At 71.9% G+C, this 26,843-nt stretch carries 27 protein-coding genes; 13 read left to right on the forward strand and 14 right to left on the reverse strand.

Annotation, left to right across the window (positions count from 1 at the left end; all coding sequences use genetic code 11):
* Nucleotides 1-43 precede the first annotated feature (43 nt).
* Nucleotides 44-1,489: a cytochrome ubiquinol oxidase subunit I gene (locus ACFVSU_RS05030; protein ID WP_387138966.1), complete on the forward strand. Its 1,446-nt coding sequence runs from the start codon at nt 44-46 to the stop codon at nt 1,487-1,489.
* A gap of 18 nt (nt 1,490-1,507) precedes the next feature.
* The gene (gene cydB / locus ACFVSU_RS05035) at nt 1,508-2,542 is read left to right on the forward strand and encodes a cytochrome d ubiquinol oxidase subunit II (RefSeq protein ID WP_387138969.1); all 1,035 of its coding nucleotides are present in this window, start codon (nt 1,508-1,510) and stop codon (nt 2,540-2,542) included.
* Between the two features lie 48 nt (nt 2,543-2,590).
* On the opposite strand, the gene ACFVSU_RS05040 is transcribed toward cydB, so the two are convergent.
* Entirely contained in the window at nt 2,591-3,880 is a 1,290-nt protein-coding gene (locus tag ACFVSU_RS05040) for an alpha/beta hydrolase (RefSeq protein WP_387138972.1), read from the reverse strand.
* 89 nt (nt 3,881-3,969) lie between these two features.
* On the opposite strand from ACFVSU_RS05040, the gene cydD reads away from it, so the two are divergent.
* From cydD to ACFVSU_RS05055, 3 genes are read left to right on the forward strand one after another with little or no spacing between them, the layout of a single operon-like run.
* Entirely contained in the window at nt 3,970-5,739 is a 1,770-nt protein-coding gene (gene cydD, locus ACFVSU_RS05045) for a thiol reductant ABC exporter subunit CydD (RefSeq protein WP_387138975.1), read from the forward strand.
* Nucleotides 5,736-7,412, forward strand: a complete 1,677-nt coding sequence (gene cydC, locus ACFVSU_RS05050; RefSeq protein ID WP_387138978.1) for a thiol reductant ABC exporter subunit CydC — start codon at nt 5,736-5,738, stop codon at nt 7,410-7,412. Before cydD ends, cydC begins: the two co-directional genes overlap by 4 nt.
* Before the next feature lie 38 nt (nt 7,413-7,450).
* A complete protein-coding gene (locus ACFVSU_RS05055) occupies nt 7,451-8,395 on the forward strand; it encodes a capsular polysaccharide synthesis protein (protein WP_387138981.1) in 945 nt (314 codons plus the stop codon).
* 10 nt (nt 8,396-8,405) lie between these two features.
* Here ACFVSU_RS05055 and ACFVSU_RS05060 read toward each other — a convergent pair whose 3' ends face one another.
* The 6 genes from ACFVSU_RS05060 to ACFVSU_RS05085 form a co-directional block, all read right to left on the reverse strand.
* Entirely contained in the window at nt 8,406-9,956 is a 1,551-nt protein-coding gene (locus tag ACFVSU_RS05060) for an SDR family oxidoreductase (RefSeq protein WP_387138984.1), read from the reverse strand.
* Between the two features lie 180 nt (nt 9,957-10,136).
* Nucleotides 10,137-10,748 (reverse strand): GNAT family N-acetyltransferase, encoded by a 612-nt coding sequence (locus tag ACFVSU_RS05065; protein ID WP_387138988.1) that lies wholly within the window; start codon nt 10,746-10,748, stop codon nt 10,137-10,139.
* A gap of 105 nt (nt 10,749-10,853) precedes the next feature.
* On the reverse strand, nt 10,854-11,939 hold the full coding sequence (locus ACFVSU_RS05070; RefSeq protein WP_387138991.1) for a sulfate/molybdate ABC transporter ATP-binding protein: 1,086 nt from the start codon (nt 11,937-11,939) through the stop codon (nt 10,854-10,856).
* The gene (locus tag ACFVSU_RS05075) at nt 11,936-12,754 is read right to left on the reverse strand and encodes an ABC transporter permease (RefSeq protein WP_387141240.1); all 819 of its coding nucleotides are present in this window, start codon (nt 12,752-12,754) and stop codon (nt 11,936-11,938) included. The genes ACFVSU_RS05070 and ACFVSU_RS05075 overlap by 4 nt, the downstream gene beginning before the upstream one ends.
* Nucleotides 12,755-12,765: 11 nt before the next feature.
* Nucleotides 12,766-13,572: a molybdate ABC transporter substrate-binding protein gene (gene modA / locus ACFVSU_RS05080; RefSeq protein ID WP_387138994.1), complete on the reverse strand. Its 807-nt coding sequence runs from the start codon at nt 13,570-13,572 to the stop codon at nt 12,766-12,768.
* A 1-nt stretch (nt 13,573) separates the two neighbouring features.
* Nucleotides 13,574-13,966 carry a molybdopterin-binding protein gene (locus tag ACFVSU_RS05085; protein ID WP_387138997.1) on the reverse strand — a complete coding sequence of 131 codons (393 nt, stop codon included), beginning with the start codon at nt 13,964-13,966 and terminating at the stop codon, nt 13,574-13,576.
* Nucleotides 13,967-14,117: 151 nt separating this feature from the next.
* Between ACFVSU_RS05085 and ACFVSU_RS05090 the strand changes: the two genes are divergently transcribed.
* The gene (locus ACFVSU_RS05090) at nt 14,118-14,480 is read left to right on the forward strand and encodes an MmcQ/YjbR family DNA-binding protein (RefSeq protein ID WP_387139000.1); all 363 of its coding nucleotides are present in this window, start codon (nt 14,118-14,120) and stop codon (nt 14,478-14,480) included.
* Between the two features lie 24 nt (nt 14,481-14,504).
* Here ACFVSU_RS05090 and ACFVSU_RS05095 read toward each other — a convergent pair whose 3' ends face one another.
* Nucleotides 14,505-16,019: a YdiU family protein gene (locus tag ACFVSU_RS05095; protein WP_387139003.1), complete on the reverse strand. Its 1,515-nt coding sequence runs from the start codon at nt 16,017-16,019 to the stop codon at nt 14,505-14,507.
* A gap of 163 nt (nt 16,020-16,182) precedes the next feature.
* On the opposite strand from ACFVSU_RS05095, the gene ACFVSU_RS05100 reads away from it, so the two are divergent.
* Complete coding sequence (locus ACFVSU_RS05100) at nt 16,183-17,115, forward strand: phosphotransferase enzyme family protein (protein ID WP_387139006.1); 933 nt, start codon at nt 16,183-16,185, stop codon at nt 17,113-17,115.
* A gap of 34 nt (nt 17,116-17,149) precedes the next feature.
* On the opposite strand, the gene ACFVSU_RS05105 is transcribed toward ACFVSU_RS05100, so the two are convergent.
* A complete protein-coding gene (locus ACFVSU_RS05105) occupies nt 17,150-17,761 on the reverse strand; it encodes a hypothetical protein (RefSeq protein WP_387139009.1) in 612 nt (203 codons plus the stop codon).
* An 88-nt stretch (nt 17,762-17,849) separates the two neighbouring features.
* On the opposite strand from ACFVSU_RS05105, the gene ACFVSU_RS05110 reads away from it, so the two are divergent.
* From ACFVSU_RS05110 to ACFVSU_RS05135, 6 genes are read left to right on the forward strand one after another with little or no spacing between them, the layout of a single operon-like run.
* Complete coding sequence (locus ACFVSU_RS05110; RefSeq protein ID WP_387139012.1) at nt 17,850-18,983, forward strand: ThiF family adenylyltransferase; 1,134 nt, start codon at nt 17,850-17,852, stop codon at nt 18,981-18,983.
* The gene (gene glp, locus ACFVSU_RS05115) at nt 18,980-20,224 is read left to right on the forward strand and encodes a gephyrin-like molybdotransferase Glp (protein WP_387139015.1); all 1,245 of its coding nucleotides are present in this window, start codon (nt 18,980-18,982) and stop codon (nt 20,222-20,224) included. The genes ACFVSU_RS05110 and glp overlap by 4 nt, the downstream gene beginning before the upstream one ends.
* Nucleotides 20,221-20,712: a cyclic pyranopterin monophosphate synthase MoaC gene (gene moaC / locus ACFVSU_RS05120; RefSeq protein ID WP_387139018.1), complete on the forward strand. Its 492-nt coding sequence runs from the start codon at nt 20,221-20,223 to the stop codon at nt 20,710-20,712. Before glp ends, moaC begins: the two co-directional genes overlap by 4 nt.
* A complete protein-coding gene (locus tag ACFVSU_RS05125) occupies nt 20,709-21,335 on the forward strand; it encodes a molybdenum cofactor guanylyltransferase (protein ID WP_387139022.1) in 627 nt (208 codons plus the stop codon). Before moaC ends, ACFVSU_RS05125 begins: the two co-directional genes overlap by 4 nt.
* The gene (locus tag ACFVSU_RS05130; RefSeq protein ID WP_056369179.1) at nt 21,332-21,601 is read left to right on the forward strand and encodes a DUF6457 domain-containing protein; all 270 of its coding nucleotides are present in this window, start codon (nt 21,332-21,334) and stop codon (nt 21,599-21,601) included. Before ACFVSU_RS05125 ends, ACFVSU_RS05130 begins: the two co-directional genes overlap by 4 nt.
* Complete coding sequence (locus tag ACFVSU_RS05135) at nt 21,601-21,834, forward strand: MoaD/ThiS family protein (RefSeq protein WP_387139025.1); 234 nt, start codon at nt 21,601-21,603, stop codon at nt 21,832-21,834. Before ACFVSU_RS05130 ends, ACFVSU_RS05135 begins: the two co-directional genes overlap by 1 nt.
* Before the next feature lie 107 nt (nt 21,835-21,941).
* Here the strand turns inward: ACFVSU_RS05135 and ACFVSU_RS05140 are convergent, their stop codons facing one another.
* The 5 genes from ACFVSU_RS05140 to ACFVSU_RS05160 form a co-directional block, all read right to left on the reverse strand.
* Nucleotides 21,942-22,382: a molybdenum cofactor biosynthesis protein MoaE gene (locus tag ACFVSU_RS05140; protein ID WP_387139028.1), complete on the reverse strand. Its 441-nt coding sequence runs from the start codon at nt 22,380-22,382 to the stop codon at nt 21,942-21,944.
* Nucleotides 22,382-22,861, reverse strand: coding sequence for a molybdenum cofactor biosynthesis protein B (locus ACFVSU_RS05145; RefSeq protein ID WP_387139031.1), 480 nt, complete (start codon nt 22,859-22,861; stop codon nt 22,382-22,384). The genes ACFVSU_RS05140 and ACFVSU_RS05145 overlap by 1 nt, the downstream gene beginning before the upstream one ends.
* Before the next feature lie 26 nt (nt 22,862-22,887).
* On the reverse strand, nt 22,888-25,335 hold the full coding sequence (locus ACFVSU_RS05150) for an FdhF/YdeP family oxidoreductase (protein WP_387139033.1): 2,448 nt from the start codon (nt 25,333-25,335) through the stop codon (nt 22,888-22,890).
* A 189-nt stretch (nt 25,336-25,524) separates the two neighbouring features.
* Complete coding sequence (lepB, locus tag ACFVSU_RS05155; protein WP_387139036.1) at nt 25,525-26,085, reverse strand: signal peptidase I; 561 nt, start codon at nt 26,083-26,085, stop codon at nt 25,525-25,527.
* Nucleotides 26,082-26,768, reverse strand: a complete 687-nt coding sequence (locus tag ACFVSU_RS05160) for a DUF305 domain-containing protein (protein WP_387139039.1) — start codon at nt 26,766-26,768, stop codon at nt 26,082-26,084. The genes lepB and ACFVSU_RS05160 overlap by 4 nt, the downstream gene beginning before the upstream one ends.
* Nucleotides 26,769-26,843 lie beyond the last annotated feature (75 nt).

Raw genomic sequence — 26,843 nt, forward strand, 5'->3', positions numbered from 1 at the left:
TACGGTGATCAGACCCAGTCCGGAACGATCGGAGAATCGCATCGTGGATCTGCTGGACCCTCTGCTGCTGGCGCGCTGGCAGTTCGGCCTCACGACGCTGTACCACTTCCTCTTCGTCCCCCTCACGCTCGGCATGGCGCTGACCGTCGCGATCTTCCAGACCGCGTGGTTCCGCACCGGCAACGTGAAGTGGCTGCACCTGACGAGGTTCTTCGGGAAGATCTTCCTGATCAACTTCGCGATGGGCGTCGTCACGGGCATCGTGCAGGAGTTCCAGTTCGGCATGAACTGGTCGTCCTACTCGCGGTTCGTCGGCGACGTGTTCGGCGCCCCGCTCGCCTTCGAGGGCCTGATGGCGTTCTTCTTCGAAGCGACCTTCATCGGACTATGGATCTTCGGGTGGGACAAACTGCCCAAGGCGCTTCACCTCGCGAGCATCTGGATCGCGACGATCGGCGCGTGGTTCTCGGCGTACTTCATCCTCGCCGCGAACGCGTTCATGCAGAACCCGGTCGGCTTCAAGATGGCCGAGGACGGCTCGCGCGCCGAGATGACCGACTTCTGGGCGGTGCTGACGAACCCGGTGGCGCTGGCGGCACTCCCCCACACCCTCTTCGCGGCGTTCATGATGACCGCGGGTGTGATCGTCTCGATCTCGGCCTGGCACCTGCTGCGCAAGCAGAACGTCGAGATGATGCGCTCGTCGCTCAAGTTCGGTCTCTGGGGCCTCATCGCCGCCTTCGCCGGCGTCGCGATCTCGGGTGACCAGCTCAGCCTCGTGATGGTGGCGACGCAGCCGATGAAGATGGCGGCCGCTGAGGCGATGTTCGACAGCGCCTGCGGGGCCGATGCCTCGTTCTCGATCTTCACGCTCGGTACGCCCGACGGCACGAGCGAGCTCTTCTCGATCCGCGTGCCGTACCTGCTGGCGCTGCTGTCGACGCACTCGCTCGACGGCTGCGTCGAGGGCATCAACGACCTCAACAACCTCTACACGACCGAGCTGTTCCCGCAGTTCGCCGACCAGGTCGACGGCAACTTCGCGCCGATCCTCTGGGTCACGTACTGGGCGTTCCGCTGGATGATCGGCCTCGGCGGCGTCGCGGCGCTCGTCGCGGTCGTGGGCCTCTGGCTCACCCGCAAGAAGGCCAAGCGCGAGGTTCCCGCGTGGGCCTGGCGACTGGCGATCTGGGCCTGGCCGGCCTCCCTCCTCGCGATCCTCGTGGGCTGGGTCTTCACCGAGATGGGCCGCCAGCCCTGGATCGTGTTCAGCCTCATGCTCACCGAGGACGGCGTCTCACCTTCGGTGCCCGGATGGACCGTGCTCATCTCGCTCACCGCGTTCACCCTCATCTACGCGGCACTGGCGGTGGTCGAGTTCGGCCTCATCCTGAAGACGACCAAGAAGGGCCCCGAGCCCCTCCCCGAGCCGGGAGCGCCGGATGCGCGCACCCAGGCGGTCGAAGACACCCCGACGACGGTCTACTAAGGGCTGCAGGAGCACATCATGGATCTCGCCTACCTCTGGTTCTGGATCGTCGGCTTCCTCTTCGTCGGCTACTTCGTGCTCGACGGGTTCGACTTCGGCGTCGGCATGTCGCTGCCGTTCCTCGGCAAGAACGACATCAGCCGCCGCCAGGTCATCAACACGATCGGCCCCGTGTGGGACCTCAACGAGACCTGGGTCATCGTCGCCGGCGCCTGTCTGTTCGCCGCGTTCCCGGAGTGGTACGCGACGCTCTTCAGCGGCTTCTACCTCGCGCTGCTGCTGATCCTGCTCGCGCTCATCCTCCGCGGCGTCTCGTTCGAGTACCGTCACCAGCGCGATTCGCTCCGCTGGAAGAGGGGCTTCGACACGATGATCGTGGTCGGCTCCGCAGTGCCGGCGTTCCTCTGGGGCGTCGCCGTCGCGAACATCGTGCAGGGTGTGCCGCTCGACGCGGACCACGAGTTCACCGGTTCGCTGCTGACCCTCCTCAACCCGTACGGGCTCCTGGGCGGCCTGACGACGCTGCTGCTCTTCTTCACGCACGGCGTCTACTTCGTCGCGCTGAAGACCGACGGCCAGGTCGCCGCCGACGCACGCCGGCTCGCCGGACGCGCGGGGCTCCTCACGATCGTGGTCGCCGCGGCGTTCCTCGTCTGGACCGTCGCCATGGCGTTCTCCGAGGGTCGCGACTTCGCGATGGTCACGGCGATCCTGTCTGCAGTGGCGGCGTTGCTCCTCATCGCCTCGTGGATCTCGAACGCGCGCGGTCGCGAGGGCTGGGCCTTCGGGTTCGGCGCCTTCACGATCGTGACCGCGGTGCTCGCGGTGTGGTTCGCGCTCTTCCCGTACGTCATGCCGTCGACCGGCGACCCGGCCGGATCGCTCACGATCGAGAACGCGTCGAGCACCGACTACACGCTGACGATCATGTCGTGGGCGGCGCTCGTCTTCCTGCCGCTGGTGCTCGCCTACCAGGGATGGACGTACTGGATCTTCCGCAAGCGCGTCACCCGCTCCCGTATCGAGAAGGCGGCCACGGCGCCCGCGCACTGAGGCAGATGGGAACCGGATGCTGCGGGCCGCAGCATCCGGTTCCGTCCCTCATTTCGCCGACAGCCCCAGAACCGGATACATCACGGTGAACCCCTCCTGCAGTCCACCCGTCAGCGCGTCGCCGACATGACCGGCGCCCGGAACCTCGTAGTACGTCACCGTCATCCCCACGGCCTGCGCCTCGCCGGAGACGTCCTTGGCCGCCTGGATGTAGGTCGGATCCTGCGAACCGGCGGTGAAGACGGCGGTCATGCCGTCGTAGGTCCCCGCCGGCGCCGCCTGCATGATGGCGATGGGCTTGGCCGCCTCGAACGCCGCCGTGTCGCCGCCGTAGATCGTCGAGGTGACGCTGCCGGGGTCCTCCGAGCCGGGGAACGGCTCCCCCGAGATGTCGATGAGGTTCTTCCACTGGTCGGGGTACTTCGCGAGGTATTTCACGGCGCATCCGCCGCCGTTGGAGTAGCCGGCGATGACCCAGTACTTCGGGTCCTGGATGATGTGGAGATTCTGCTTCGCCCAGGCGACCACGTCCTTCGTGACATAGGTCTCGGCGTTGCCGTAGGCCTTCGAGTCGGCGCAGGCGGGGTCGTTGCCGTCAGGTCCGAGCTGGTCCGGCACGACGACGATCGGCGCGAGCCCCTTGTTCTTCGCCGCGAAGTCGTCGAGCACGCCGGCGATCGCGCTCGGGTCGGGGTTGCCGGGGTGACCCATCATCATGATGACCAGCGGCAGGGCGGGCGCGTTCGGCACCAGCGCCGCCGGAGGCAGATAGATGCCCGCGGCCCGGGCGTTGAAGCCCGACGCGGTCGCGGGGATCGCCTGGGTGCCTTGCTGTCCCTTGGCGGGCATGTCGGCCGGGGGTGTGAAGGTCTCGTAGAGCGGTCCGGCATCGGGATCGGCTGTCGCGGTGTTGGTCGGCACGACGATCGGGTTGTCGTCGACGATGCCGAACACGCTCCCCAGCGTCGGGTTGAGCCCGTAGACCGCGTTGATGCCGATCCCGCCGGCGATCGCGAACACGACGATGCCGACGATCGCGACGATCTTGCGCCACAGCGGCGAGCGCCACAGGTTCGCGACCGCGAGGCCGATCGCGGCGAACGTGGCGGCCGCCCACCACAGCACCGGCATCGGCAGCGGGTCGGCGCCGAACAGGTCGGTCGCGTCGATCAGCAGCCCGATCCCGAGGCCGACGAGCGCGCCCACCAGGAGCGCCAGGAGCGCAGTGAGCACCCATCGGGCCGTCGGCCTGCGGATGAGCAGCACCAGGAAGAACGCGAACGCCACGGTGTAGACGATCCATGGCACCGGACCGTCGATGATCGGAATGCTCCACATGCGCCTCTGCCCCTTCGCGCGGTGCGACACACAGTAGCGGTCGCCACGAGGACGGCGACAGACCACGACATAGGTAGGGTCGAAGAGGAATGAGTGAGACGGATGCCCCGCCTCGCGTGAACGGCAAGCCCGTCGACCCGCGGCTGCTGAGGTACGCGAGCGCCTCTCGCGGTTTCTTCGTCGCCATCGCCGCGATCGCGGCGGCGCAGACCGCGGTGATCGTCGCGTTCGCATGGCTGCTGACGCGCGCCATCACCGGAGCCATCGACGGGATGCCGTCGGCCGAACTCGCCGCGACGCTCGGCGCGCTCGCGATCACGGTCGCTCTCCGCGCCGTGCTGCTCTGGGCGCGCGAGGCCGTCGCCGCGCGCGCGGCCGCTCGGGTGCAGGGCCAGCTGCGCTCGGGACTCGTCGAGGCCATCGGCGTCCTCGGACCCGAGTGGCTCGGCGCCCGCAACTCCGCCGCCCTCGCCGTGACCGCGGGCCGTGGCCTCGACGCCCTCGAGGCGTACTTCGGCCGCTACCTGCCGCAGCTCGTGCAGACCGTCGTCGCGACGCCGCTGATCCTCGCGGTGATGTGGTGGCAGGACTGGATCTCGGGGCTGACCGTCCTGCTCACGCTCCCCCTGATCCCCATCTTCATGGTGCTCATCGGCCTCGCCACGCGCTCGGTGCAGCACCGGCAGTGGCGCACGCTCCAGCGCCTCGCCTCGCGCTTCGCCGACACCGTGCAGGGCCTCTCGACGCTCAAGGTGTTCGGTCGGCAGCACCGAGCCGCAGCATCCATCGAACGGGTCACCGGCGAGTACCGCCGCGAGACGATGCGGGTGCTGAGGGTCTCGTTCCTGTCGGGGTTCGCGCTCGAGTTCCTCGCGTCGATCGCCGTCGCGATCGTCGCGGTGTCGATCGGCTTCCGGCTCATCGACGGAGCGCTGACGCTCGCCGTGGGCCTCTACGTGCTGCTGCTCGCACCCGAGGCGTACCTGCCCTTGCGCCAGGTCGGCGTGCAGTTCCACGCCGCGTCCGAGGGCGTCGCCGCGACCGACGACGTGTTCGACGTGCTGGATGCGGCGCGGGGTGTTCGCGTTGAGCTCCCCCGGCCCATCCCGAACATCCAAGGCGTTTCGTCTGCGGGCGCTAGAGCGCCCTCCGCTCAACGACCGGGACTAAAGCAACCGCTCGTTGAGCGAGCGAGGAACGAGCGAGACGAAACGCCTGCACCCGGCGCGAACCTCGCCCTCGACGGCGTCCGCGTCACGCGCGGGGACCGGCTGCTGCCGCCCGTCGATCTGACGGCCGGGCCGGGCACCGTCACGCTCATCGAGGGGCCGAGCGGCTCCGGAAAGTCCAGCCTCTTCGCCGCACTGCGCGGGGCCGCGATGTTCGACGGGGATGCCTCCTGGGGCGGCGCCGACGTACGCGCCCTCGCGCCGTCCGCATGGCTCGCGTGGGCAGGCCAACGGCCGGGGCTCCTCACCGGCAGCATCGCCGACAACGTCACGCTCGGCGACGCGGCACCCGACCCCGCTGCGATCCGGCGCGCCCTCGACCTCGCCTGCGCCGGCGCGCTCGACCCGGCGCAGGAGCTGGGCGTGCAGGGCGCGGGTCTGTCCGGCGGCCAGGCCCAGCGCGTCGCGGTGGCCCGTGCGTTCTACCGGCACCTGCGCGGGAACGCCCCGGTGATCGCGCTCGACGAACCCAGCTCGGCGCTCGACCCCGAGACGGAAGGCCGGCTGTGGCGAGGCATCCGTCTCCTCGCCGACGAGGGCGCGACGATCCTGCTGATCTCGCACCGCACGTCGGCGCGCGCCATCGCCGACCACGTCGTGCGGCTCGAGTCGAGCGAGGTGCTCGCATGACCGCGCAGGCCTCGACGTCAGCGGCGGTGCTGAGGGGCGCGATGCCTCCCGCGCGGCGGTTCTGGTGGGCTCTCGCCGCCGGCTTCGCGTCGGAGGCCTCGGCCGTCGCCCTCCTCGCGGTGAGCGCCTGGCTCATCGTGCGCGCGAGCGAGCAGCCGCCGGTGCTGTACCTGTCCGCCGCGGTCGTGGGCGTGCGCTTCTTCGCGATCTCGCGGGCCTCGTTCCGCTACCTCGAGCGGCTCACCGGCCACGACGCCGCCCTGCGGCAGCTCGCCTCGACGCGCGCCGACCTCGTACGCCGGCTCGTCCCCCTGGCCCCGGACGGTCTTGCCCGCACCCGCCGTGGCTCGGTGCTCGGAGCCCTCGTCGACGACGTCGACGAGCTGCAGAACCTCCCGCTGCGGGTGGTGCAGCCGCTCGTCTCGTCAGCCCTGGTCGCTCTCGGCGCCGTCGTGCTGGTGGCGTTCGTGTGGTGGCCGGCGGCACTGACCCTCCTCGCGTGCCTCGTGGTCGCCGCCGCGATCGCGACGCTGTGGGGATGGATGTCGGGCGCCCGCGCCGAGCGCGCCATCGCGCCGCTGCGCGCCCGCCTCGCCGACGCGGTGCTCGACCACATCGGCAGCCTCGACGTGCTCACGGCGTTCGGCGCCGAGGCGCAGAGCCGGGAGCGCATCGCCCGGGCCGACGCCGCCCTGCGGCGCGCCGTCGTCCGTCGTTCGGGAGCGCAGGCCGGCACCGCCGCCCTGGTGTCGCTGCTCGCCGGTGCCGCGTCGATCGCCGCGGTGCTGGTCACCGCGCCGGGTGCGGCGTCGGATTCGCTGACCGGCCCGTCGCTCGCCGTCGCAGTGCTCGTGCCGATGGCGGTGTTCGAGGTGTTCGCGTCCGTGCCGATGGCGGCGTCGGCGTGGCGGCAGGTGCGCGCGTCGGCCGAGCGCGTCGCCGACGCGCTGCCCGCGGCCCCGCCCGCCGAGCTCGCTCCCGAGACCGTCGAGCCCACCGGCGACGCCCCGGCGCTCGGCGACGGCATCCGGTTGCAGGCCGCGAGCGTGCGGTGGCCGGGCGCCGCCGAGCCCGCGCTGCACGAGGTCGACCTCACCATCCGGCCCGGCGAGCGCGTCCTCGTCATGGGATCGAGCGGCGCCGGCAAGAGCACCCTCGCGCACGCGCTCGTGCGGTTCCTCGAGATCGAGGGCGGCTACGACATCGGCGCTCGCTCGGTGCACGACCTCTCGCCCGACGACGTGCGGCTCACCGTCGGCCTGTGCGAGCAGCATCCGATGCTCTTCGACGAGGACATCCGCCAGAACCTGCTGTTCGCGCGCGACACCGCGACGGACGCCGAGCTCGAGGCCGCGCTCGATCGCGTCGGCCTCGGGCCGTGGCTGCGCGAGCGTGGGGGTCTCGGAGCGCGCGTCGGCGAGCGCGGCGCGCTCGTGTCAGGAGGGCAGGCGCAGCGGATCGCGCTGGCGCGGGCGCTCCTGCGAGGCTTCCCCGTGCTGGTGCTCGACGAGCCGACGGCGGGCGTCGACCCGGATGCCTCCGATCGCCTGCTCACCGATCTGCTCGGCGCCGTCCGTGATGACCAGGCCGTGGTGCTGATCTCGCACGTGGCGGTACCCGACGGCCAGGTCGACCGCGTCGTGCGGATCGAGGACGGACGCCTGGTCGCGTGATCCCGGCTTCCGCGGGCACCGGCGCATAGGCTCGCACCGTGAGCGACGGCATCCCGAACCCGCTGCAGGGGCTCGAGGCGCAGCTGCGGCGCGCGGACAGGTTCCGCGACTCGGTCGACCCCGTCGCCGCGATCGCGGCATACCGCACGTTCACCGACTTCCTGCGCCCGCGCCTGCCCGAACTGCGCGTGGCGGCGGGGCTCCCGGAACAGCCCGGCACCCGCAGGGACGGCCGCCTCATCGCCCAGAGCGACGGCGAGCGCATCGACCCGTCCGCGCTCAACCTGTACACGTTCTGGAACACACCCCTCGACACCGCCCCACCGCTGGTGCAGGCGTGCGTCGGCGAGATGACGCGCCTGCACGCCGATCTCCCGACGCCGCTGACGGTGCTGGACGGCCGCTCCGCGCGCGAGCTCGTGGAGATCCCCGACGCGGTCGCCGACGCCCTCGAGAAGGACCACCCCGCGCACTTCTCCGACTTCGTCCGCATCAGCGTGCTCGACCGGCTGGGCGGCATCTGGGTGGACGCGACGTGCTGGGCGCCGGCGCCTCTGCCTGAGGCGGTGGCTCCGCTCCTCACCGCGGGCGCGCTCTACCCGCGCTGGACGCACCGGCAGATGGGCAACTGGTTCATCGCCGCCGTGCCCGGGACGCCGCTGATCCGGCTGCAGCGGCTCGCGCTCGAGGCGTGGTGGGAGCAGGACGGCGGGATCCCCGACTACTTCCTGTACCACCGCATCTTCGAGGTGCTCCTCGACCTCGTCCCCGAGTTCCACGGCCAGTGGGATGCTGCGCCCACGCTGTCGAGCGCCGCGAGCCACCTTCTGCAGCTCGGGATGATGCAGCCCTGGGATCCCGATCCACTCCGCTTCGTCGCCGGAGCCTCGCTCGTGCAGAAGCTCAGTTACAAGTACGACGACGTCCCACCGGGTTCGGTGCTGGAGCGGCTGGTGTCGGGCGAACCGCTCCTCGTCGGATGAACCGACGCGGTCACGGCTGGGCGGACTCCGCCGCGGCCTCGGCCGTCGCGGTGATGCGCCGCGCCATCCCGGCGAAGATGAACCCGTGGAACGGCACCACCGCGAGCCAGTACAGGCGCCCCGCCAGTCCGCGCGGGAAGAACACGGCGCGCTGATCGTAGCGTGAGCCGCCGCGGTCGCCGTCGGGCGACGCCTTCAGCTCGAGCCACGCGAGCCCCGGCACCTTCATCTCGGCGCGGAGGCGCAGCATCCGTCCCGGGTCGAGAGCCTCCACGCGCCAGAAGTCGAGGGCGTCGCCGACCGCGAGCCGCCCTTTGCTGCGTCGTCCGCGCGCCAGTCCGATGCCGCCGACGAGGCGGTCCATCCATCCGCGGACCGCCCACAGCAGGGGCGACGAGTACCAGCCGTTCTCGCCGCCGATTCCCACGATCACCGCCCACAGCGCCGCGGGCGATGCGGGGGTGTGCGCGGTGCGCACGTCGGTGAACACGACGCGTCCCGCCCAGTCGGGGTCGTTCGGCAGTGGGTCGCTCGGCGCGCCGAGCACCTCGGCGTCCTGCCAGCTCGTCTCGATCGCGTCCGCTTCGACCCGGCCGAGCGCGAGCCGCACCGCCGTCCGGTACGGCGTGAGTCCGCCTTCGGGTGGCGGGATGAGGGCGTCGATCGCGTGGTCCTTGACGATGCACTCGTTCTGCAGGGACTCGACGAGCGGACGCGCGATCGACCGCGGAATCGGCGTGACGAGGTTCACCCAGTGCGAGGCGAGCCGGGGCGTCAGCACCGGCAGCGCCGCGATCGGCCGCTGCGGCAGCCCCGCCTCGACCGCGTAGCCGTTCATCATCTGGCCGTAGCGCAGCACATCCGGGCCGCCGATGTCGACCGCCCGGTTCACGTCGGCGGGCAGACGCGCGGCACCGAGCAGGTAGTGCAGCACATCGCGCACGGCGATCGGCTGGATGCGATTGCGCACCCACTTCGGCGCCGGCATGTACGGGAGCACCTCGGTCAGGTGGCGCACCATCTCGAACGACGCCGACCCCGAACCGATCACGACGCCCGCCTGCAGCACGATCGTCGGCACGCCGCTTCCCATCAAGGTCTCCCCCACCTCGACGCGCGACTCGAGGTGCGGCGACAGTGTGACGTCGTCGGGGTGCAGTCCGCCGAGATAGACGATCCGGCCGACGGATGCCTCGACAGCCGCCCGCGACACCGTCTGGGCAGCACGACGATCGGCGTCGGCGAAGGTCGCGCCGCCCGACATCGAGTGGACGAGGTAATACAGCACGTCGACGTCCTCGACCGCTTCCCCGACGGATGCCGGGTCGGTGGCGTCTCCGGGAACGATCTCGACGCGGTCGCCCCAGGGGAGAGCCGCAGCCCGGGCGGGGTCGCGCGCCAGCACGCGGACCTCGTACCCGGCGTTCAGCAGCCGCGGCACCAGGCGTCCGCCGATGTACCCGGTGGCCCCGAGCACGAGCGCGCGCGGCGCGGAGCCGTCCGCACGCGGCACAGCGGTCAGTTCCGGCTCGCGGCCGGTCGGCGCCGAGACATCGTCCACGCCCGCAGACTACGGGAGTGCTCGAAGGGAGGCACGGGCTTGACGCCCGCGCGCGAATGCGCTCGCATCCGTGTCAAAGCGCCGGGCTCAAACAGCTGTACCGCCTCGATTCCGGGCGTCGCTGCGCGATCCGGCCCGGAGCTTTCACCGGCGACCGACGGCACGGCCGCCTCGGCACCGTCAGAGGCGCGTCGCGAAGACCTGCGTGCCCTCGGGCGACGGCAGCGGCTCGAACCCCACGCGCGGATAGAACGCGATGGCACCGGTGTTGTCGGACGACGCGACGAGGTGGAGGCCGGGCACCCCGGCCTCGCGGAGAGCCGTCTCGAGCGTCTCGATGAGGCGGCGGCCGAGCCCCTGCCCCTGGGTCTCGGGCAGCAGATCGATGTGCAGGTGCGCGGGGTACGCGTCGCCGAACGGCTGCGCGCCGCCGCGGCGCGCGTACGCGTAGCGGACGATGCCGTCCTGCCGGGAGACGCTCACCGGCAGCGGGTCCCCCTGCGGCTTCGGCCACCGCTCGGCGAACCGCGGCCACCACTCGGTCTCGAACCAGTGCTCGAAAGCGGCGGAGTCCGGCGCACCGACGATATAGCCCACGACGCGCTCATCGTCCGTCTCGACGACGAACGCGAACTCGGGGTGACGCGCCGCGTACGGGAGCACGAAGATCTCGGCCCAGAGGTCGTCGTCGTCGAGCAGACCGGTGGCATCGGCGCCGGCGTCCGCGGTCTTGAGGCAGATCTCGGCGAGGGCGGGCTCGTCACCCGGTCGGAACGGGCGGATTCGCATCACCGGCCGAGTCTACGGTCTGCGGTTCGCGTCGCACCCCGCCCACCGGTCGTCGAGCGGAGCGCGTCCGGCGCGCCGAATACGACACGCGCCGAGCACGGCGAAGACTCAAGCGTCGACGACGAAGCGCACGTCGGCCGGGTCCACCCGCAGCGTGATCGGATCCCCGGGTGCCAGCCCCGCCGCACGGTCGGCGGTCACGTCCACCGCGACGTCGGGTTCGCCGGTGCGCACGCGCACCCCCGCGGGCGTCTGCTCGAGCCGCACGATGTGCGCGGTCCACTCCCCCGCACCGCTCGGCGCCCCGTCGAGGACCCGGACGTCGCTCGGACGGAACACAGCAGCGGCAGGATGCTGCGCCCCCGCCGGCGCCGGCAGCACGAGGTTGCCCGCACGCCAGGCGGCAGCATCCGTCCGTCCCGCTACTCGATTGAGCCCCGCCACCGCGGCGGCGAACCGGGTCGCCGGCGACGCGAGCACCTCGCGGACGGGACCGGATTGCGTGACGCGGCCGTCCTCGAGCACAACGAGGCGGCTCGCAAGCGCCACGGCGTCGACCGCGTCGTGGGTCGCGACGACCGCCGTGGTTCCGGTGGCCGCGAGCTGCTGATGCAGGAGCGCGCGCACGTCGCCGGCCGTCTCGGTGTCGAGCGACGTCAGCGGCTCGTCGAGGAGGATCGCGGCGGGCGCCGTCGTGAGCGCACGGGCGAGTGCGACGCGCTGCTGCTGGCCCCCCGACAGCTGCGCGGGACGGCGCTCGCCGAGATCCTCGAGGCCGACGCGCCGGAGCCAGTCGACGGCTCCGTCCGCGGCGGCGGCTTTGGTCGCGCCGTGCACGCGCAGCCCGAACGCGACGTTGTCGCGCGCGCTGAGGTGCGGGAACAGGCGCGGATCCTGCCCGAGCAGCACCACGCCGCGCGACGCGGGCGGGGTGCGGCGCGCGGGAGACTCGTCGAGCGTGCGTCCACCGAGACGTACGTGGCCTTCGTCGAACCCCGTCAGCCCCGCGAGCACTCCGAGCAGCGTCGACTTGCCGGCGCCACTCGGACCCATGAGGGCGACCACGGATCCACCCGGCACCTGCAGGACGGCCTCGAGCGCGAACCCGCCGCGGCGCACCACCACGCGGGCGTCGAGCCCCGCTGCGGCGCCGGGCCCGGCATCCCCTCCTCGCTCCGGCACGACCGCGCTCATCGCGGCGCCTCTGCTCGCCAGGCGCGCACGAGGAGCAGCACGCCGACGGCGGTCACGAGCAGCAGCAGCGACAGCGCGACGGCCGTGCCCTGTGAGACGCCCGCGCCGTTGAAGGCGGTGTAGATCGCGAGCGGCATGGTCTGCGTCACGCCGGGCGCGTTCCCCGCGAACAGCGCGGTCGCCCCGAACTCGCCGATCGCACGCGCGAAGCACAGCACGATGCCGGCGACCAGCCCCGGGGCCGCAAGGGGCAGCGTCACGCGGGCGAGGATCGTCCAGCGCCCCGCCCCGAGGCCCGCCGCCGCCTGCTCGAAGCCGACGCCCGTAGACCGCAGCGCGCCCTCGAGTGCGAGCACCAAGAAGGGCAGCGCGACGAAGGTCTGCGCCATCACGACGGCGGTGGTCGTGAACGGGATGCGGATGCCCCATTCCGCGAGGATGCCGCCCAGCCAGCTGGTGCGGCCGAAGAGGAACAGCATCGCCACACCGCCGACCATGGGCGGCAGCACGAGCGGCACCGTCACGAGGGCGCGCAGCACTGCTGCCGTGCGCACGGTGCTCCGGGCGATCAGGAGCGCGAGCGGAACCCCCAGCACGACGCACACCACGGTGGCTGCCGCGCCGGTCGCGAGCGAGAGCCCCAGGGCCGACAGCGCCTCGGGCGAGGTGACGTCGCTCCACAGCGTCCCCCACTCGACCCGCAGCACGAGCGCGCCCAGCGGCAGGATGAGCAGTGCGAGCCCGATCACCGCGGGTACGGCGAGCACACGCGGCACGAACCCCGCGCGCTCCTCGCGCGCGGGCGCGTGCGTCACTTCGGCGGTGGTCACGGCGCCCCGAAGCCGAGGGCCGCGAGCACCTCCTGCCCCTTGTCGCCCAGCACGAACGCGACGAACGCGTCGGCGACCTCGGGGTCCGCCGCGGCGGAGAGAGCCACGATCGGGTAGCGGTTCACGACGTCCTCGGCGCCGTCGACCTCGATCGCGTCGACGTCGTCGGTGGTCGCCGCATCCGTCACGTAGACGAGTCCCGCATCGGCTTCACCGGCGGCGACCTTCGTGAGCACCGCCGTCACGTTCTGCTCGTAGCTGTCGACGCTCGCCGTGACGCCGGCGTTCGAGAGCAGCGTCGCAGACGCCGCGCCGCACGGCACCTCGGCGGCGCACAGCACGACGGTGAGATCGGCGTTCGCGAGGTCGTCGAGGCTCTTCACGCCGCCGGGGTTGTCGGCGGGCACCACCAGCACGAGCGTGTTGGTCGCGAACAGCTGCGGACCCGACGCGAGGCCTTCGTCGACGACCTTCTGCATGTTCTTCTCGTCGGCCGACGCGAACACGTCGACGGGGGCGCCCTCGATGATCTGGGTGGCGAGCGTCGACGACCCGTCGTACGTGATCGGCTGGACATCGACGGACGGATGCTGCGCCTCGAACTCCGTCGCCAGTTCATCGAACGCCGCCTTCAGCGATGCCGCCGCGTACACCGTGAGGTCGCCGGCGAGCTCGGGCTCGGCCGAGGTCGTCGGCGCGGACGTCGCCGCCGGATCCTGATCGGCGCCGGTCGCGCAGCCGGTGAGCACGAATGCGAGCGAGGCGAGGACGACGGAGGTACGCAGAAGCGCGGAGCGCGGCATGTCAGCCTTTCGGGGTTTCGACGATGACGTTCGTGGCCTTCACCACGGCGACGGCGAGCGAGCCGGGCTCGAGCTCGAGCTCGCGCACCGCCTCGGAAGACATGAGCGAGACCACGCGATGAGGCCCGGACTGGATGTCGACCTGCGCCATGACGCCGTCGATCTGCACACGCGTGACGAGTCCGACGAACCGATTGCGGGCGCTGGAGAGCACGTCGGCCGGATCCTTCGGCGTCGCGGCCAGCCCGACCGCGTGCGCCGCGAGTGCGTCGCCGGGGACCTCGATCGGCGACGCCCCGGTCGTCGGCAGCGTCCCCGCGTCGACCCACCGCCGTACGGTGTCGTCGCTCACGCCGAGAAGGCGCGCCGCTTCGGCGATCTTGTAGCTGCTCACGGCCTCACGCTAGCACCGCAGATGCGTGCATATCTGTTCGGCATCGCCGCACATGCGGCGTTTCTTGTCTCAGCGGTTGGCGCGGAAAGGGTTCCGACCGGCGTTCAGCCGGAGGCTCGCCTGCGGAGGAGCGAGCGAGGATACTGAGGGCGTGACGCCAGAGGACATCCGCGCGTACTGCGCCGCGAAGTGGGGCGCGTGGGAGGACGTGCCCTGGGAAGACGACCCGGTCTTCAAGGTGGGTCCGGGCGAGCGCGGCAAGATCTTCGTCTTCCTCGGCGACGGGAGCACGATCGGCGTCAAGGCGGCGACGAGCCGCGACGAGGCGGACGATTGGCTGGCGCGCTATCCCGATGACGCCAGCGTCGCAGCCTACATCGGCCGCTCGGGGTGGAATCGACTCAAGACCGGCGGCGCCATCCCCGACGACGAGCTGCGCGAGGCGATCGACCGCTCGTACGAACTGGTGGTCGCCGGGCTGCCGAAGAAGTACCGCGGTCCGGACACCGAGTGACTGCGGGCGGCGTCGAGCCCGCGGTCAGGTGCCGCAGAAGGTGCGGTGCCGAGGCATGCCGTCGGGCGCCGGCCGCGCGAAGCGGCGGTACTCGCTCTCGGATCGCTCGGTGCACGGGTCGCGCAGCAGGTCGAGCAGCCGCTCGGAAGGCGCGAGGTCCCCGTCGGTCGCTGCCTGCAGCGCTTCCTCGATGATGTGGTTGCGGGCGATGTACAGCGGGTTCGTCGCCCGGATGAGGGCGGCATCCGGTGCCAGCGCCGACCACCGGCGGAGCCACGCGTCCAGCGCGGCGACCGGACCGAGGAAGCGATCACGCAGCGGCCGCTGATCGTGCTCCGCGGCCGCCGCGAGATCGCGCCAGAACCCGGTGAAATCCACCCCGTGGTCGGCGAGCAGGTCGAGCGCGCCCTGGGCGAGCTCGGCGGCGAGTTGCGCGTCGATCCGATCGTCGAAGCCGAGCTTCTGCCGGAACGCTGCGGTCCAGTGCGACCGATAGCGCGCGTCGAACGCGTCCACGATCTCCGCGGCGACGAGCATCCCGGCAGCGGGATCGTCGGCGAGCAGTGGCGCGATGGCGTCGCCGAGCCGCTCGAGGTTCCATCGCATGATCGAGGGCTGCCTGTCGTAGGCGTAACGGCCGAATTCGTCGATGGAGCTGAAGTACGCGCCGGGTTCGTACGCGTCGAGGAAGGCGCAGGGTCCGTAGTCGATGGTCTCCGCGGACACCAGCACGTTGTCGGTGCTGAGCACGCCGTGCACGAAGCCGATGCGCATCCAGTCGGCGGTGAGGGCCGCGACAGCGTCCACGATCCCCTCGAGCAGCGCACGATAGGGATGATCGGCGTCGGCCGCCGCCGGGTGGTGGCGGGCGATGACGTGATCCGCGAGCCGGCGCAGGAGCGCGAGGTCGCCCTGCGCGGCCACGTACTCGAACGAGCCGAACCGCACGTGGCTCGCCGCGGTGCGCGTGAGGACGGCGCCGGGCAGCACGCGACCGGCATGGTCGCGAGGAGCACCGGTGGCGACCACGGCGAGCGCCCGCGTGGTCGGAACCCGCAGTGCGTGCATCGCCTCGGTCATGAGGAACTCGCGAAGCATCGGCCCGACGACGGCGTACCCGTCGACCCGCGACATCGACGTGGGGCCGATCCCCTTCACGTGCACGTCGCGCAGGCGTCCGCCGCGGTCACGCCGCTCGCCGAGGAGCGCCGCGCGACCGTCGCCGAGGATCGGCGTGAAGACACCCCACTGATGTCCCGCGTACACCTGGGCCACGGGGGTGGAACCCGATCCCAGCGACTCACCCGTCAGGAAGCGGACCCCTTCGGAGGAGCGCAGGTAGTCGGGATCGAGGCCGAGCTCGACGGCGACCGCGTCGTTCAGCACGAGCACGCGCGGCTGCGGCGTTCGGACGGGAGCGACCGGGCGGGACAGCTCCGGAAGAGCCTCGGCCCAGACTCGTTCGAGCCTCGGCGGTTCTCGTCCGTCGACCCGGGTGACCGCGCGGCCTGTCCGCGCTTCGAGATCCACGTCACTCATGAACGCAGGCTAGGCCGGACCCCCATCCCCTGCGCTCGAACATGACGCCGTGCGGCCGTGCGCGTCGCCCCATGACGTGCTTGCCTCAGAAACCGGTTGCGGAGCACAGTAGGGTCCATGCTCTCGCGCCGCCAGCAGATCGCCGCGATGCGGCAGGTCGCGCTTGCGGCGCTTCGCGAGTACCCCCCTGCCGGACGGGCGGCTGACGTTCGTCACGCACGGCGAGAACACGACGTTCCGGCACGACAGCGCGGCGGGCCGGCACCTCGTCCGGGTCCATCGGCCGGAGCGCCACGGTGAAGGGGTGGATTCGGCGAGGGCCATCGCCTCCGAGATCGCGTGGCTGCGCAGCATCCGTGACGAAACAGACCTGGAGGTGCCGGAGGTTCTGCCGGCGCACGATGGGGCGGTCACCGTCACCGCCACCGCGGTGGGAGAGACGCGGGTCTGCACGGTGCTGCGCTGGATGGACGGCCGCATCTACGAGGAGTCCGCGCGCCCGGTGCATCTGCGGCGGCTGGGTGCCGCGATGGCGGCGCTGCACGACCACGCGGACGCCTGGATGCCGCCCGAGGACTTCGTGCGGATCCAGTGGGACCACGAGACGTTCTTCGGCGACGGCATGATCTACGGCGGCATCCCCGCGGCGGACTGCTGGCGGCTGCTGCCGACGCCCGTCCGCGTCCGGTTCGAAGCCGTCGCCGAACGCATGGCCGACGTCTTCGCGGCCGGCGACGGCGTCGGCCTCATCCACGCCGACCTCCACCTCGGCAACGCGCTCTTCGAGGGCGACCGGGTCAAGCTGATCGACTTCGACGACTGCGGCACCGGACCGCGGCAGTACGAGCTGGCGGTCGCGCTGTGGGAGTACCGCCTCGAGGACGACTACCCCGCATACGTCGAGGCGCTGCGCACGGGGTACGAGACCCGCCGCTCGATCGACCTGTCGCAGGTCGACGACTACATCGCCGTCCGTCAGGTCGGCTTCGGGCTCTGGTACACCGGCACGGCGCAGGTCAACCCGGCGTTCGCGGCGAGGCTCGGCATCGTCGACGACTGGTCGCTCGAGATGCTCGACGCCTGCGAACGCCGGTGACGCCACGGGCCGGCCGACGACCGCTCGGTGACCGCTACGACACCTCGGCGCAGATGTCGGTGGTGCGACCGGACGAACTGAGGATCGTGAAGTTGGACTGATCATCCGATTCGAATGCCACGCGACCGACGTAGAGCGTCGTCGAGGGGCCGGCCGGGTGGTCGGTCGGGAACATGATGATCACGTTGTGTCCGGTGCCCCGGATGGTCGCCGCGCCATCGACGTCGACGGTCGTGCTGAACACGGAGCCGTTGCCCTTCAGCGAGAAGGTCGCACCTGTGGACACGTTGGTGAAGGTGAGATCAGAGCCGCGCCCCGCGGACAAGGTTCGGACGGCGCCCGTCTTCGGGTTGGTGAACTCCCTGTCGATCAGCGAGCCGCCCGTTCCATTGACCTTGAGCTCGAACGCGCACGCCTGCCCGGCTGGCAAGGTGAACTCGAAGTCGGCAGCGGATGCCGGACTCGGTATCGCGACGATCCCCAGTGCCACCGCTGCCGCGATCGCCGCGATGCGGCGTCGATTCTTCTGTGCCATGATCGGCCTCCCCTTGATCAGGGGTGCAGCCTCGGCACCGAAAGGACATCGCGAAACCACACCCAGTTCCCCGAACGACAGAAGGATGCCAGTCGCGACCGCACGCCGCAATGGCATCGAAGACGGCGACCGGCGAACGGCAGATCGGAGCTGCCGAACGACCGGCCTCGGCGCCCACGGGCGCGGCTAGCCTGAGGACATGGCATTTCCCCCGCTCGTCGAGCCGGTCGCCGAGCTGACCGACGCCGAACGCACGCGCACCGCACGTCACCGTGTGCTGTCCGGCTTCGGCGAGATCGCCCAGCGTCGGCTCGCCGCGGCTCACGTCGCCGTCGTCGGGGCCGGAGGCCTCGGCTCTCCCGTCGTGCTGGCCCTCGCCGCCGCGGGGGTCGGCACCATCACCGTGATCGACGACGACCTGGTCGAGGCATCCAATCTCCAGCGCCAGGTCATGCATCGGGTGGGCGATGTGGGGGCGCCGAAGGTCGACTCGGCCGTGCGCATCGCCGCAGATCTCTCACCCACCACCATGGTGCGCCCGGTACGCGCACTGCTCACACCCGACAACGCCGCGGAGCTCCTGTCGGGCGCGCACGTCGTGGTCGACGGCACCGACACGTTCGAGACGCGCGAGGCCGTTGCGACGGCGTGCGAGCAGCTCGGCGTGCCGCTCGTGTGGGGCGTCGTGCAGGAGTTCCACGCGCAGGTGACCGTCTTCTGGTTGGCCCCGCCTGCGGGAGAGACCCCCGTGAGACTCGCGGATCTGTACCCGCCGGACGCCGGGCGCGAAGCCCCCTCATGCGCGCAGGTCGGCGTGCTCGGCACGCTGTGCCTGCAGGTCGGGTCACTTCTTGCGACCGAGACCGTGAAGCTGATCACCGGTGTCGGCGACCCGCTCTTGGGCCGTGTGCTCGTGATCGACGCGCTCCGCGGTCGCACCGACGAGGTGCCGCTGCGGCCGGCGTCCGATGCGACCTCGACCGCAACCACGGCACCCCCGTCCAGCCGAGTCGATGCGGCACCGCGTCCCGCCATCCCGCACCTCTCCCCCGCGGAGGCGCTGGCCGCCCAGCGCGCCGGCTCGGTGCTGCTCGATGTGCGCGAGCCCTTCGAGACCGAGCGGGGGGTCATTCCGGGTTCGGTGCTGCTGCCCCTCGGCGACGTGCTCGCCGACCCGTCGCGGGTCGGCGCGGCGGCCGTGGTCGTCGTCTGCCAGGTGGGCATGCGCGCGCAGCGCGCAGCGGCGGCCCTGCGTGACGCCGGGGTCGAGGCATCCGTCCTCGCCGGAGGCATCGACGCGTACAACCGTGACATCAGCGCGGTGCACGCGTGAGCGGGCTCCGCGCCGTCGAGGAGCAGCTCGCCGACGTGCTGGCCGCCGCCCAGCCGCTGCCCACTGAGCGCATCCCTCTTACGGACGCCCACGGCCGCACGCTCAGCGAACCGGTGCGGGCGGCCGTCGACATCCCCGTCTTCGACAACTCCGCGATGGACGGCTTCGCCGTGCGCTTCGCGGATGTCACGGATGCCGCCCCCGACGCTCCGGTGATGCTCCAGGTCGTCGCCGACCTGCCTGCAGGGACCGCCGCCGACCCGGCGCTCGCGCCGGGTGAGGCCGCCCGCATCATGACGGGATCGCCCGTCCCTTCCGACGCCGACGTGATCGTGCCGTTCGAGGACACGGCCGGCGGACTCGCCGACTCGCTCGGGTCGATCTCGGTGCTGCGCGCGCCGCGCGCCGTCGGCGCGCACGTCCGCCGCGCGGGAGAAGACGCGCGCACCGGCGACGAGGTGCTCCCCGCGGGCGTGGTGCTCGGCGCGCTGCAGGTCGCGGCCGTCGCGGCGTGCGGCGTCGCGGAGGTGGCGGTCTCGCGGCGACCGCGTGTGGCGGTCATCTCGACCGGCAGCGAGCTCGTCGAGCCCGGGGCGCCGCTGCGCCGCGGGCAGATCCCCGAGTCGAACAGCGTGCTGCTCGCGGCCCTCGCCACCGACGCGGGCGCCGAGGTCGTTCGACGCGCGAGCGTTCCCGACGAGCCGGGCGACCTCGACGCGGTGCTGGCGGAGGTGACCGATCCGCGGTCACCGCACCCGGCCGACGTCGTCGTCTTCTCGGGCGGCGTGAGCGCGGGCGCGTACGAGGTCGTGAAGACGACGCTCGCGAGCACGATGACGTTCTCGAAGGTCGCGATGCAGCCCGGCAAGCCGCAGGGCTTCGGCCGCCTGCCCTCGGGCGCGCTGCTGTTCGGTCTGCCCGGCAACCCGGTCAGCGCTGCCGTGTCGTTCGAGGTCTTCGTGCGGCCCGCCCTGCTGCTCATGCAGGGTCGGCTCGTGCGGGACCACCGCGTTCTCACGCTGCCCGCGGCCGCCGATTGGCGCACGCCGCCTGGACGGCGGCAGTACCTCCCCGTCACCATCGACCGCACCGACCCGAGCGCGTGGCGGGTGACCCCCGCGACCTCCGGCGGATCCCACCTCGCCGGCGGACTCGGCCGCGCCGAGGCCTACGCCATCGTGCCGGCTGAGGTCGAGGCCGTCACAGCCGGCGACCTCGTCGATGTCATGCTGATCTCATGAGCACCGAGCAGCCGACGTTCACGCACCTCGACGAGGCGGGACACGCCCGCATGGTGGACGTGACGCTCAAGCAGCCGACGGTGCGCTCCGCCACGGCGCGCGGCTTCGTCCGCTGCGCTCCCGACGTCGTCGCCGCGCTGCGTGACGGCTCGGTCCCGAAGGGCGACGTGCTCGCCGTCGCGCGCATCTCGGGGATCCAGGCCGCCAAGCGCACCCCCGAGCTCCTGCCCCTCGCGCACGTCATCGGCGTGCACGGCGCCACGGTCGACCTCGCGATCGTCGACGACGGGGTGGACATCGAGGCGACGGTCCGCACCGCCGACCGCACCGGCGTCGAGATGGAGGCGCTCACGGCGGTCTCGGTCGCCGCGCTCGCGGTCGTCGACATGGTGAAGGGCCTCGACAAGGGCACCTCGATCGAGAACGTGCGCATCGTGACGAAGACCGGTGGCAAGAGCGGCGACTGGCACCGCCCGGGCGAGGCATGACCCCGACTCCTGGCGGCCTCGGCGCGATCCTGCTGGCCGGCGGCCGCGCGTCCCGCGTCGACGGCGCGGCGAAGCCGCTGTTCGATGTGGGCGGGCGCACTCTCCTGGCGGCGGCGGTGACGGCGGCGACGGATGCTGCCGCCCGGCCGATCACCGTGGTGGCCCCGGTCCTCGACGAGAGGCTGCCGGTCGACTGGGTGCGCGAGGATCCGCCGTTCACCGGACCGGCGGCTGCCGTCGTCGCCGCCCTCGCCTCCTGGTCGGCGCAGGACGACCCGGCGTGGACGCTGCTGCTCGCCTGCGACCTTCCCGGCATCGGCGCCGCCGTGCGCAGGCTCGTCGGCGACATCCCCCTTCTCCCCTCCGACAGCGACGGCGTCTGCCTCGCCGACGCGACCAGCCGCCCGCAGTGGCTGATCGGCGCCTATCGCACGGGCGCGCTGCGGGCCGCAGCATCCGTCCTTCCGGATGCCGGTCGGGACGCCCCTGTCCGCGCGCTGCTCGACGATCTCGCGATCACGGTCGTCGCCGCGCCCGACGACCTGACCCGCGACGTCGACACGTGGGAGGATCTGAAGGAGGCCCGAAGGCGGGCCGAGCACGGACCGGAGGAGCCGTCATGAGCGAGCAGTCCCGCACCCTTCCGCCCGAGGCCCTCGACGCGTGGGCCGACGCGCTGCGCGAGCGGTTCGACCTCGCGCCGGAAGAGCTTCCCGTGGCGTTGATCCTCGATCTGGCACGCGACGTAGCGCTCGGAGTCGCCCGCCCGGCAGCCCCCTTCAGCGCGTTCGCCGCCGGACTCGTCGCGGGTCGCGCGGGCGGCTCGCCCGAAGACACGGCGGCTGCGGTCGCCGCGATCACCGCCATGGCGAACGAGTGGGAGGTCTAGTGGCCGTCGTCCGATACTTCGCCGCCGCGCAGGAGGCGACCGGCCTCGACACCGAACGCCGCTCCGAGACCACGCTGGGCGCGCTGCGCGACGCCGTGTCGGCGGCGTATCCGGGCCTCGGCGGGATCCTCCCCCGCTGCGCCGTACTCGTCGGCGGTTCGCGCGTCGACGACGACACTCCTCTCGCCGCCGACGAACTCGTCGACGTGCTGCCGCCCTTCGCCGGCGGCTGATCCCCCGCACAGCATCGGAGTTCTCCGGCGACGCGCCGGGGACGGATGCCGCGACCCGGCGTGTCGCGCAGAATCTCCGATTCTGTGCTCGGCGCGGGCGTGCGCGTTCAGCCGCCGAGGCCGAGCCAGGTCGCGGTGCCGTCGGACTCGACCTGGCGCTTCCACACCGGGAGGTCGGTCTTGATCGTCTCGATGAGGGCGCGGCAGACCTCGAACGCCTCCGCCCGGTGCGCCGAGGCGACCGCGATCACGACGGCGGCGTCGCCGACCTGCAGAGTTCCGACCCGGTGCGACACCGCGACCAGCGCTCCGGTCGAGCCGATGGCGGCCGCCGCCAGCTGCGAGAGCGTCGCCGCGGCGTCGGGGTGAGCGGAGTATTCGAGGGCGACGACGGCGGTGGCGGCATCCGGATCGTGATCGCGCACGCGCCCCACGAACGTCGTGACCGCGCCCATGTGCGTGTCGTCGACGGCGCGCAGGTGGGCGTCGAGATCGAGCGGGTCGGCGCTGATCGCCGCGACCCGGACGGCATCGGTCGACACGGCCATCAGTGATCGCTCCCGCCGAGCTGGTCGAGCACGTGGCGGGCGACCGAGACCACGACGGGCATGCCGGATGCCACGCCCCCGGGCGATCCCGGAAGGTTCACCACGAGCACCCCGTGGGGATCGACGACGCCGGCCAGGCCGCGCGTGAGCATGCCCACAGGCTTCTCGGCGGCACCGCGGCGACGCAGCTCCTCGGAGATCCCGGGGATCTGGCGGGTCACCACGCGCGCAGTGCCCTCGGGCGTCTGATCGCGGGGCGAGACCCCCGTTCCGCCGGTCGTGACGATGAGCTTCACGCCCGCGACGACCTCCGCGGTGAGCGCGCGCTCGACGCTGTCGGCGCCGTCGGGGACGACGACGGCATCCGCGCAGTCGAAGCCGGCCTCGCGGAGCGCCGCGACGGCGAGCGGTCCGCTCTCATCCGTCCGCGAGCCCGCGGCCGAGCGGTCCGACACGGTGACGACAGCGGCTCGGGTCATGCGTCCAGCCTAGGTGCGGGCGCGGATCACGGGCGGCGCTCGAGGCGCACGATCACCGACTTCGACGTCGGCGTGCCCGAGACGTCGGCGACCGAGTCGAGGGGAACGAGCACGTTCGTCTCGGGGTAGTACGCGGCCGCGTTCCCTCGCGGCGTGCGGTAGGCGACGATGCGGAACTCCTCGGCCCGGCGCTCCTCGATCGTGCTGTCCGGGCGCGTCCACTCCGACACGAGGTCGACCACGTCGTTCTCCGCGAACCCCAGCGACACGATGTCCTTCGCGTTCACGAGCACCACGCGCCGGCCGCCGTGGATGCCGCGGTACCGGTCGTCCTTGCCGTAGATCGTGGTGTTGTACTGATCGTGCGATCGGAGCGTCTGCAGCAGGACCCGACCGCGCGGGATCACCGGATACTCGAGCCGGTTCACCGTGAACCGCGCTTTGCCGTCGACGGTCGCGAACCGCCGGGCGTCGCGCGGCCCGTTGGGCAGGTGCAGCGTGCGCCCCTTGTCGATGCGCTCCTCGTAGTCGTCGAAGCCCGGCACGACCCGCTCGATGTGCGCGCGGATGAGCGCGTAGTCGGCCTCGAGCGCCGCCCAGTCGGCCTGCGGGACGTTGGACGGCCCTTCGACGAGCTCAGGGACCGGGTGGTCGGCCGGGTTGTCGGCAACCGCGGCCTCCTCGGCCGCGGTGCGCTCGGGGTACCCGCGGTCGTGGTCGCCGACGTGCTTCGGCGGTGCTTCCGCCGGCGATCCCCCTTCAGACCCGAAGACGAGCGCGCTCAGCCGCGCCACGATCGCCACCTCGCTGAGGAGCTCTTCCGAGGGTGGGACGAGACGGCCGCGCGAGGAGTGGACCGCGCCCATCGAGTCCTCCACCGTGACCCGCTGCTCGCGACCGCCACGGCGGTCGCGGTCGGTGCGCCCGAGCGTCGGGAGGATGAGGGCGCGGTGGCCGGTGACCACGTGCGACCGGTTGAGCTTCGTCGACACGTGGACGGTGAGCCCCACCCGGGCCATCCCGGCCTCGACGACGGCGGTGTCGGGGGTGGCCGAGACGAAGTTGCCGCCCATGCTCATGAAGAACCGCACCTGGCCGTCGCGCATCGCCCGGATCGCCTGGACGGTGTCGAACCCGTGCTCGCGCGGAGCGGCGAAGCCGAACTCGGCGTCGAGCGCGTCGAGGAACGCCGTCGACGGCTTCTCGTAGATGCCCACGGTGCGGTCGCCCTGCACGTTCGAGTGCCCGCGGACGGGGCAGACTCCGGCGCCCGGTCGCCCGATGTTGCCCTGCAGCAGCAGCACGTTGACGATGTCGCGCAGCGTGGCCACCGAATGCTTGTGCTGGGTCAGTCCCATCGCCCAGCAGACGATCGTGGCCTTCGAGGTGCGCACGGCCTCGCCGACCCGGCGCAGCGCCTTCTCGGGGAGCCCCGTGGCGACGACGAGGTCGCGCCACGCAGCATCCGTCATCGCCTGACGGTAGGCGTCGAAGCCGCTCGTGTGCTCCGCGATGAACTCGTGGTCGAGCACTCCCCCGTCGGCGGCCTCCACCTCGAGGAGGTGCTTGCCGATCGCCTGGAAGAGCGCCTGGTCGCCGCCGAGGCGGATCTGCACGAACTCGTCGGCGAGCTTCGTACCGCCGAAGGCGACGCCGCGCACCGTCTGCGGGTTCTCGAACCGCATGAGACCCGCCTCGGGCAACGGGTTCACCGCGATGATCGTGGCCCCGCGCTGCTTGGCCTTCTCGAGGGCCGACAGCATGCGGGGATGGTTCGTGCCGGGGTTCTGGCCGGCGACGATCAGCAGGTCGGCCTCGTGGACGTCCTCGATCGAGACCGTGCCCTTGCCGATGCCGATGGTCTCGGTGAGCGCCGAGCCCGACGATTCGTGGCACATGTTCGAGCAGTCCGGCAGGTTGTTCGTGCCGAGCCCGCGCACGAGCAGCTGGTAGAGGAACGCCGCCTCGTTCGAGGTGCGGCCCGACGTGTAGAAGACCGCGTCGTCGGGGTCGTCGAGGGCCTTGAGCTCGTCGGCGACGAGGGCGAGCGCGTCGTCCCACGGGATCGGGCGGTAGTGCGTCGCGCCTTCGTCGAGCACCATGGGGTGCGTCAGCCGGCCCTGCTGCCCGAGCCACCAGTCGTCGTGCGCGCGCAGCTCGTCGAGCGAGTGCGCCGCGAAGAACTCCGGCCCGACGCGGCGCAGCGTCGCCTCCTCGGCGACCGCCTTGGCGCCGTTCTCGCAGAACTCGGCGATGTGGCGCTTGTCCTCCTCCGGCCAGGCGCACCCGGGGCAGTCGAAGCCGTCCTTCTGGTTCACGCGCATCAGCGTCTGCACCGAGCGCGCGACCCCCATCTGCTCGTTCGCGATCTCGAGCGCGTGCAGCACCGCGGGCACGCCCACGGCGACCTTCTTGGGCCGCTTCGCGCGTACGCGGGTCTCGTCGATGTCCGCTGACGGAGGCTTCGTCGCCATGCCTCCAGGCTATGCCTCGCGCGGCTCTCGAGGGTCGGCGCGACCACCCCGGGGGCCGTCAGACCCCCGGTGTTCGTTCCCGGCCCGCAAGGGCTTCAACAGGTCAACCGGGCTTGCGCCGGACGATTCCGCGCAGAGCCCTCCTGTGGAACCCCGGTTGACCTGTTGGATGGATGCCGCGGCCCCGGCTCAGCCACCCCACCAGAGACGCGCCGTCCCGCGGAGGTCGTCGAGCGGCACGGCGCCATGGCCGGGCTCCGACACGGAGAGCCGCGAGTCCGCCGAGCCGGCGCGGTTGTCGCCCATGACCCAGACGGCCCCCTCAGGCACGGTCACGCGGAACGGGATGCCGCCACCCGGGCGCACCTCGCCGGCATACGGCTCGTCGAGCGGGAGGTCGTTGACGAGGAGTCGACCGCTGCCCGCTTCGCAGCAGACCACGACGTCTCCGCCGACGCCGACGATCCGCTTCACGATGAGCGTGTCGGGCGTGCCCGACCAGGCCTCGCGGTCGACGAGGAGGACGACGTCGCCGCGGGCGGGCGCGCTCCAGCGATCGAAGACGACGGTGGCGCCGCTGTGCAGGGTCGGGCTCATCGAGTCGTGGCGCACCGTCGCGACGCCGAACGCCGAGGCGACGAGCAGCGCCGCCACGATCGGGGCGACGAAGGCCGCCAGCGACAGGAGCGTGCGGTGGCGCCGTCCGGCCGCCACGGCGAGCGGCCCCTGGGGTGCGGCGACGAGGGTCACGGCACCTCGGCGAGCAGCGCCGTCATCGCGGCGATCTCACGTTCCTGTTCGACGAGCACATGCTTGCCGGAGTTCCGGACGAACGCGTTCGACCCCTCACGGACGGCGCTCTCGGCCATCTCGAGCGCCCCGACGTGGTGCGCGATCATCAGCTCGAGGAACATCCGGTCGGCGGCGGCGCTGTCGGCCGCGGCCAGCGCGGCCAGCTGCTCGGCGGTCGCCATGCCCTTCATCTCCGCGTGCCCGTGTTCACTGCAGCCGGTCGGGATCGCACCCGCGGCGGCCTGGGCAGCGCCGTGACCCTGGTGGCCGGCGGCCGCACCGTCGGCGGGGATGGCGCCGCGCCACGCGGTCTGCCACGCGCGCATCGTGTCGATCTCGGCGGTCTGGTCCGCGAGGATGAACTCGGCGAGCGCCCGGGTGCGCTCGCGCACGCCCGTGGCCTCGAGCACCAGGCCGCTCAGCTCGAGCGCCTGCTCGTGGTGGGGAATCATCCCCTCGATGTAGCAGTGATCCTCGAGCGTCGGGTAGGCGGAGGTCGCGGCATCCGTCATCGCTCCGGAGGCTGCCGCCTGCGGAGCCGAGTCCTCCGGCGTCGTCAGCCCGAGCGCGACCGCGGTACCGCCGACGATCACGGTCGACAGGGCCAGCACGACGCCGAGTGCGGCGATGCGGTTGCGCATCAGTTGTCCTTTTCTGTCGGATGCCTCGTCCCCGGCGAGGTGCGCCGAGGAAGGGTCCCGCGGGACGGCGCCGGG

It is taken from the genome of Microbacterium sp. NPDC058062, from assembly GCF_042885375.1.
Taxonomy (GTDB): domain Bacteria; phylum Actinomycetota; class Actinomycetes; order Actinomycetales; family Microbacteriaceae; genus Microbacterium; species Microbacterium trichothecenolyticum_C.

Bases quoted from the DNA above. Each gene is read 5' to 3' on its own strand.
- ACFVSU_RS05140 (WP_387139028.1), bottom strand. From the start codon at position 22,382: ATGGCCGTGTCGACCGATGCCGTCCGGGTCGCGGCGATCAGCGCCGAC.
- moaC (WP_387139018.1), top strand. From the start codon at position 20,221: ATGAGCACCGAGCAGCCGACGTTCACGCACCTCGACGAGGCGGGACAC.
- ACFVSU_RS05040 (WP_387138972.1), bottom strand. From the start codon at position 3,880: ATGTGGAGCATTCCGATCATCGACGGTCCGGTGCCATGGATCGTCTAC.
- ACFVSU_RS05150 (WP_387139033.1), bottom strand. From the start codon at position 25,335: ATGGCGACGAAGCCTCCGTCAGCGGACATCGACGAGACCCGCGTACGC.
- ACFVSU_RS05110 (WP_387139012.1), top strand. From the start codon at position 17,850: ATGGCATTTCCCCCGCTCGTCGAGCCGGTCGCCGAGCTGACCGACGCC.
- cydC (WP_387138978.1), top strand. From the start codon at position 5,736: ATGACCGCGCAGGCCTCGACGTCAGCGGCGGTGCTGAGGGGCGCGATG.
- ACFVSU_RS05145 (WP_387139031.1), bottom strand. From the start codon at position 22,861: ATGACCCGAGCCGCTGTCGTCACCGTGTCGGACCGCTCGGCCGCGGGC.
- cydD (WP_387138975.1), top strand. From the start codon at position 3,970: ATGAGTGAGACGGATGCCCCGCCTCGCGTGAACGGCAAGCCCGTCGAC.
- modA (WP_387138994.1), bottom strand. From the start codon at position 13,572: ATGCCGCGCTCCGCGCTTCTGCGTACCTCCGTCGTCCTCGCCTCGCTC.
- ACFVSU_RS05125 (WP_387139022.1), top strand. From the start codon at position 20,709: ATGACCCCGACTCCTGGCGGCCTCGGCGCGATCCTGCTGGCCGGCGGC.
- ACFVSU_RS05070 (WP_387138991.1), bottom strand. From the start codon at position 11,939: ATGAGCGCGGTCGTGCCGGAGCGAGGAGGGGATGCCGGGCCCGGCGCC.
- ACFVSU_RS05160 (WP_387139039.1), bottom strand. From the start codon at position 26,768: ATGCGCAACCGCATCGCCGCACTCGGCGTCGTGCTGGCCCTGTCGACC.
- ACFVSU_RS05095 (WP_387139003.1), bottom strand. From the start codon at position 16,019: ATGAGTGACGTGGATCTCGAAGCGCGGACAGGCCGCGCGGTCACCCGG.
- cydB (WP_387138969.1), top strand. From the start codon at position 1,508: ATGGATCTCGCCTACCTCTGGTTCTGGATCGTCGGCTTCCTCTTCGTC.
- ACFVSU_RS05130 (WP_056369179.1), top strand. From the start codon at position 21,332: ATGAGCGAGCAGTCCCGCACCCTTCCGCCCGAGGCCCTCGACGCGTGG.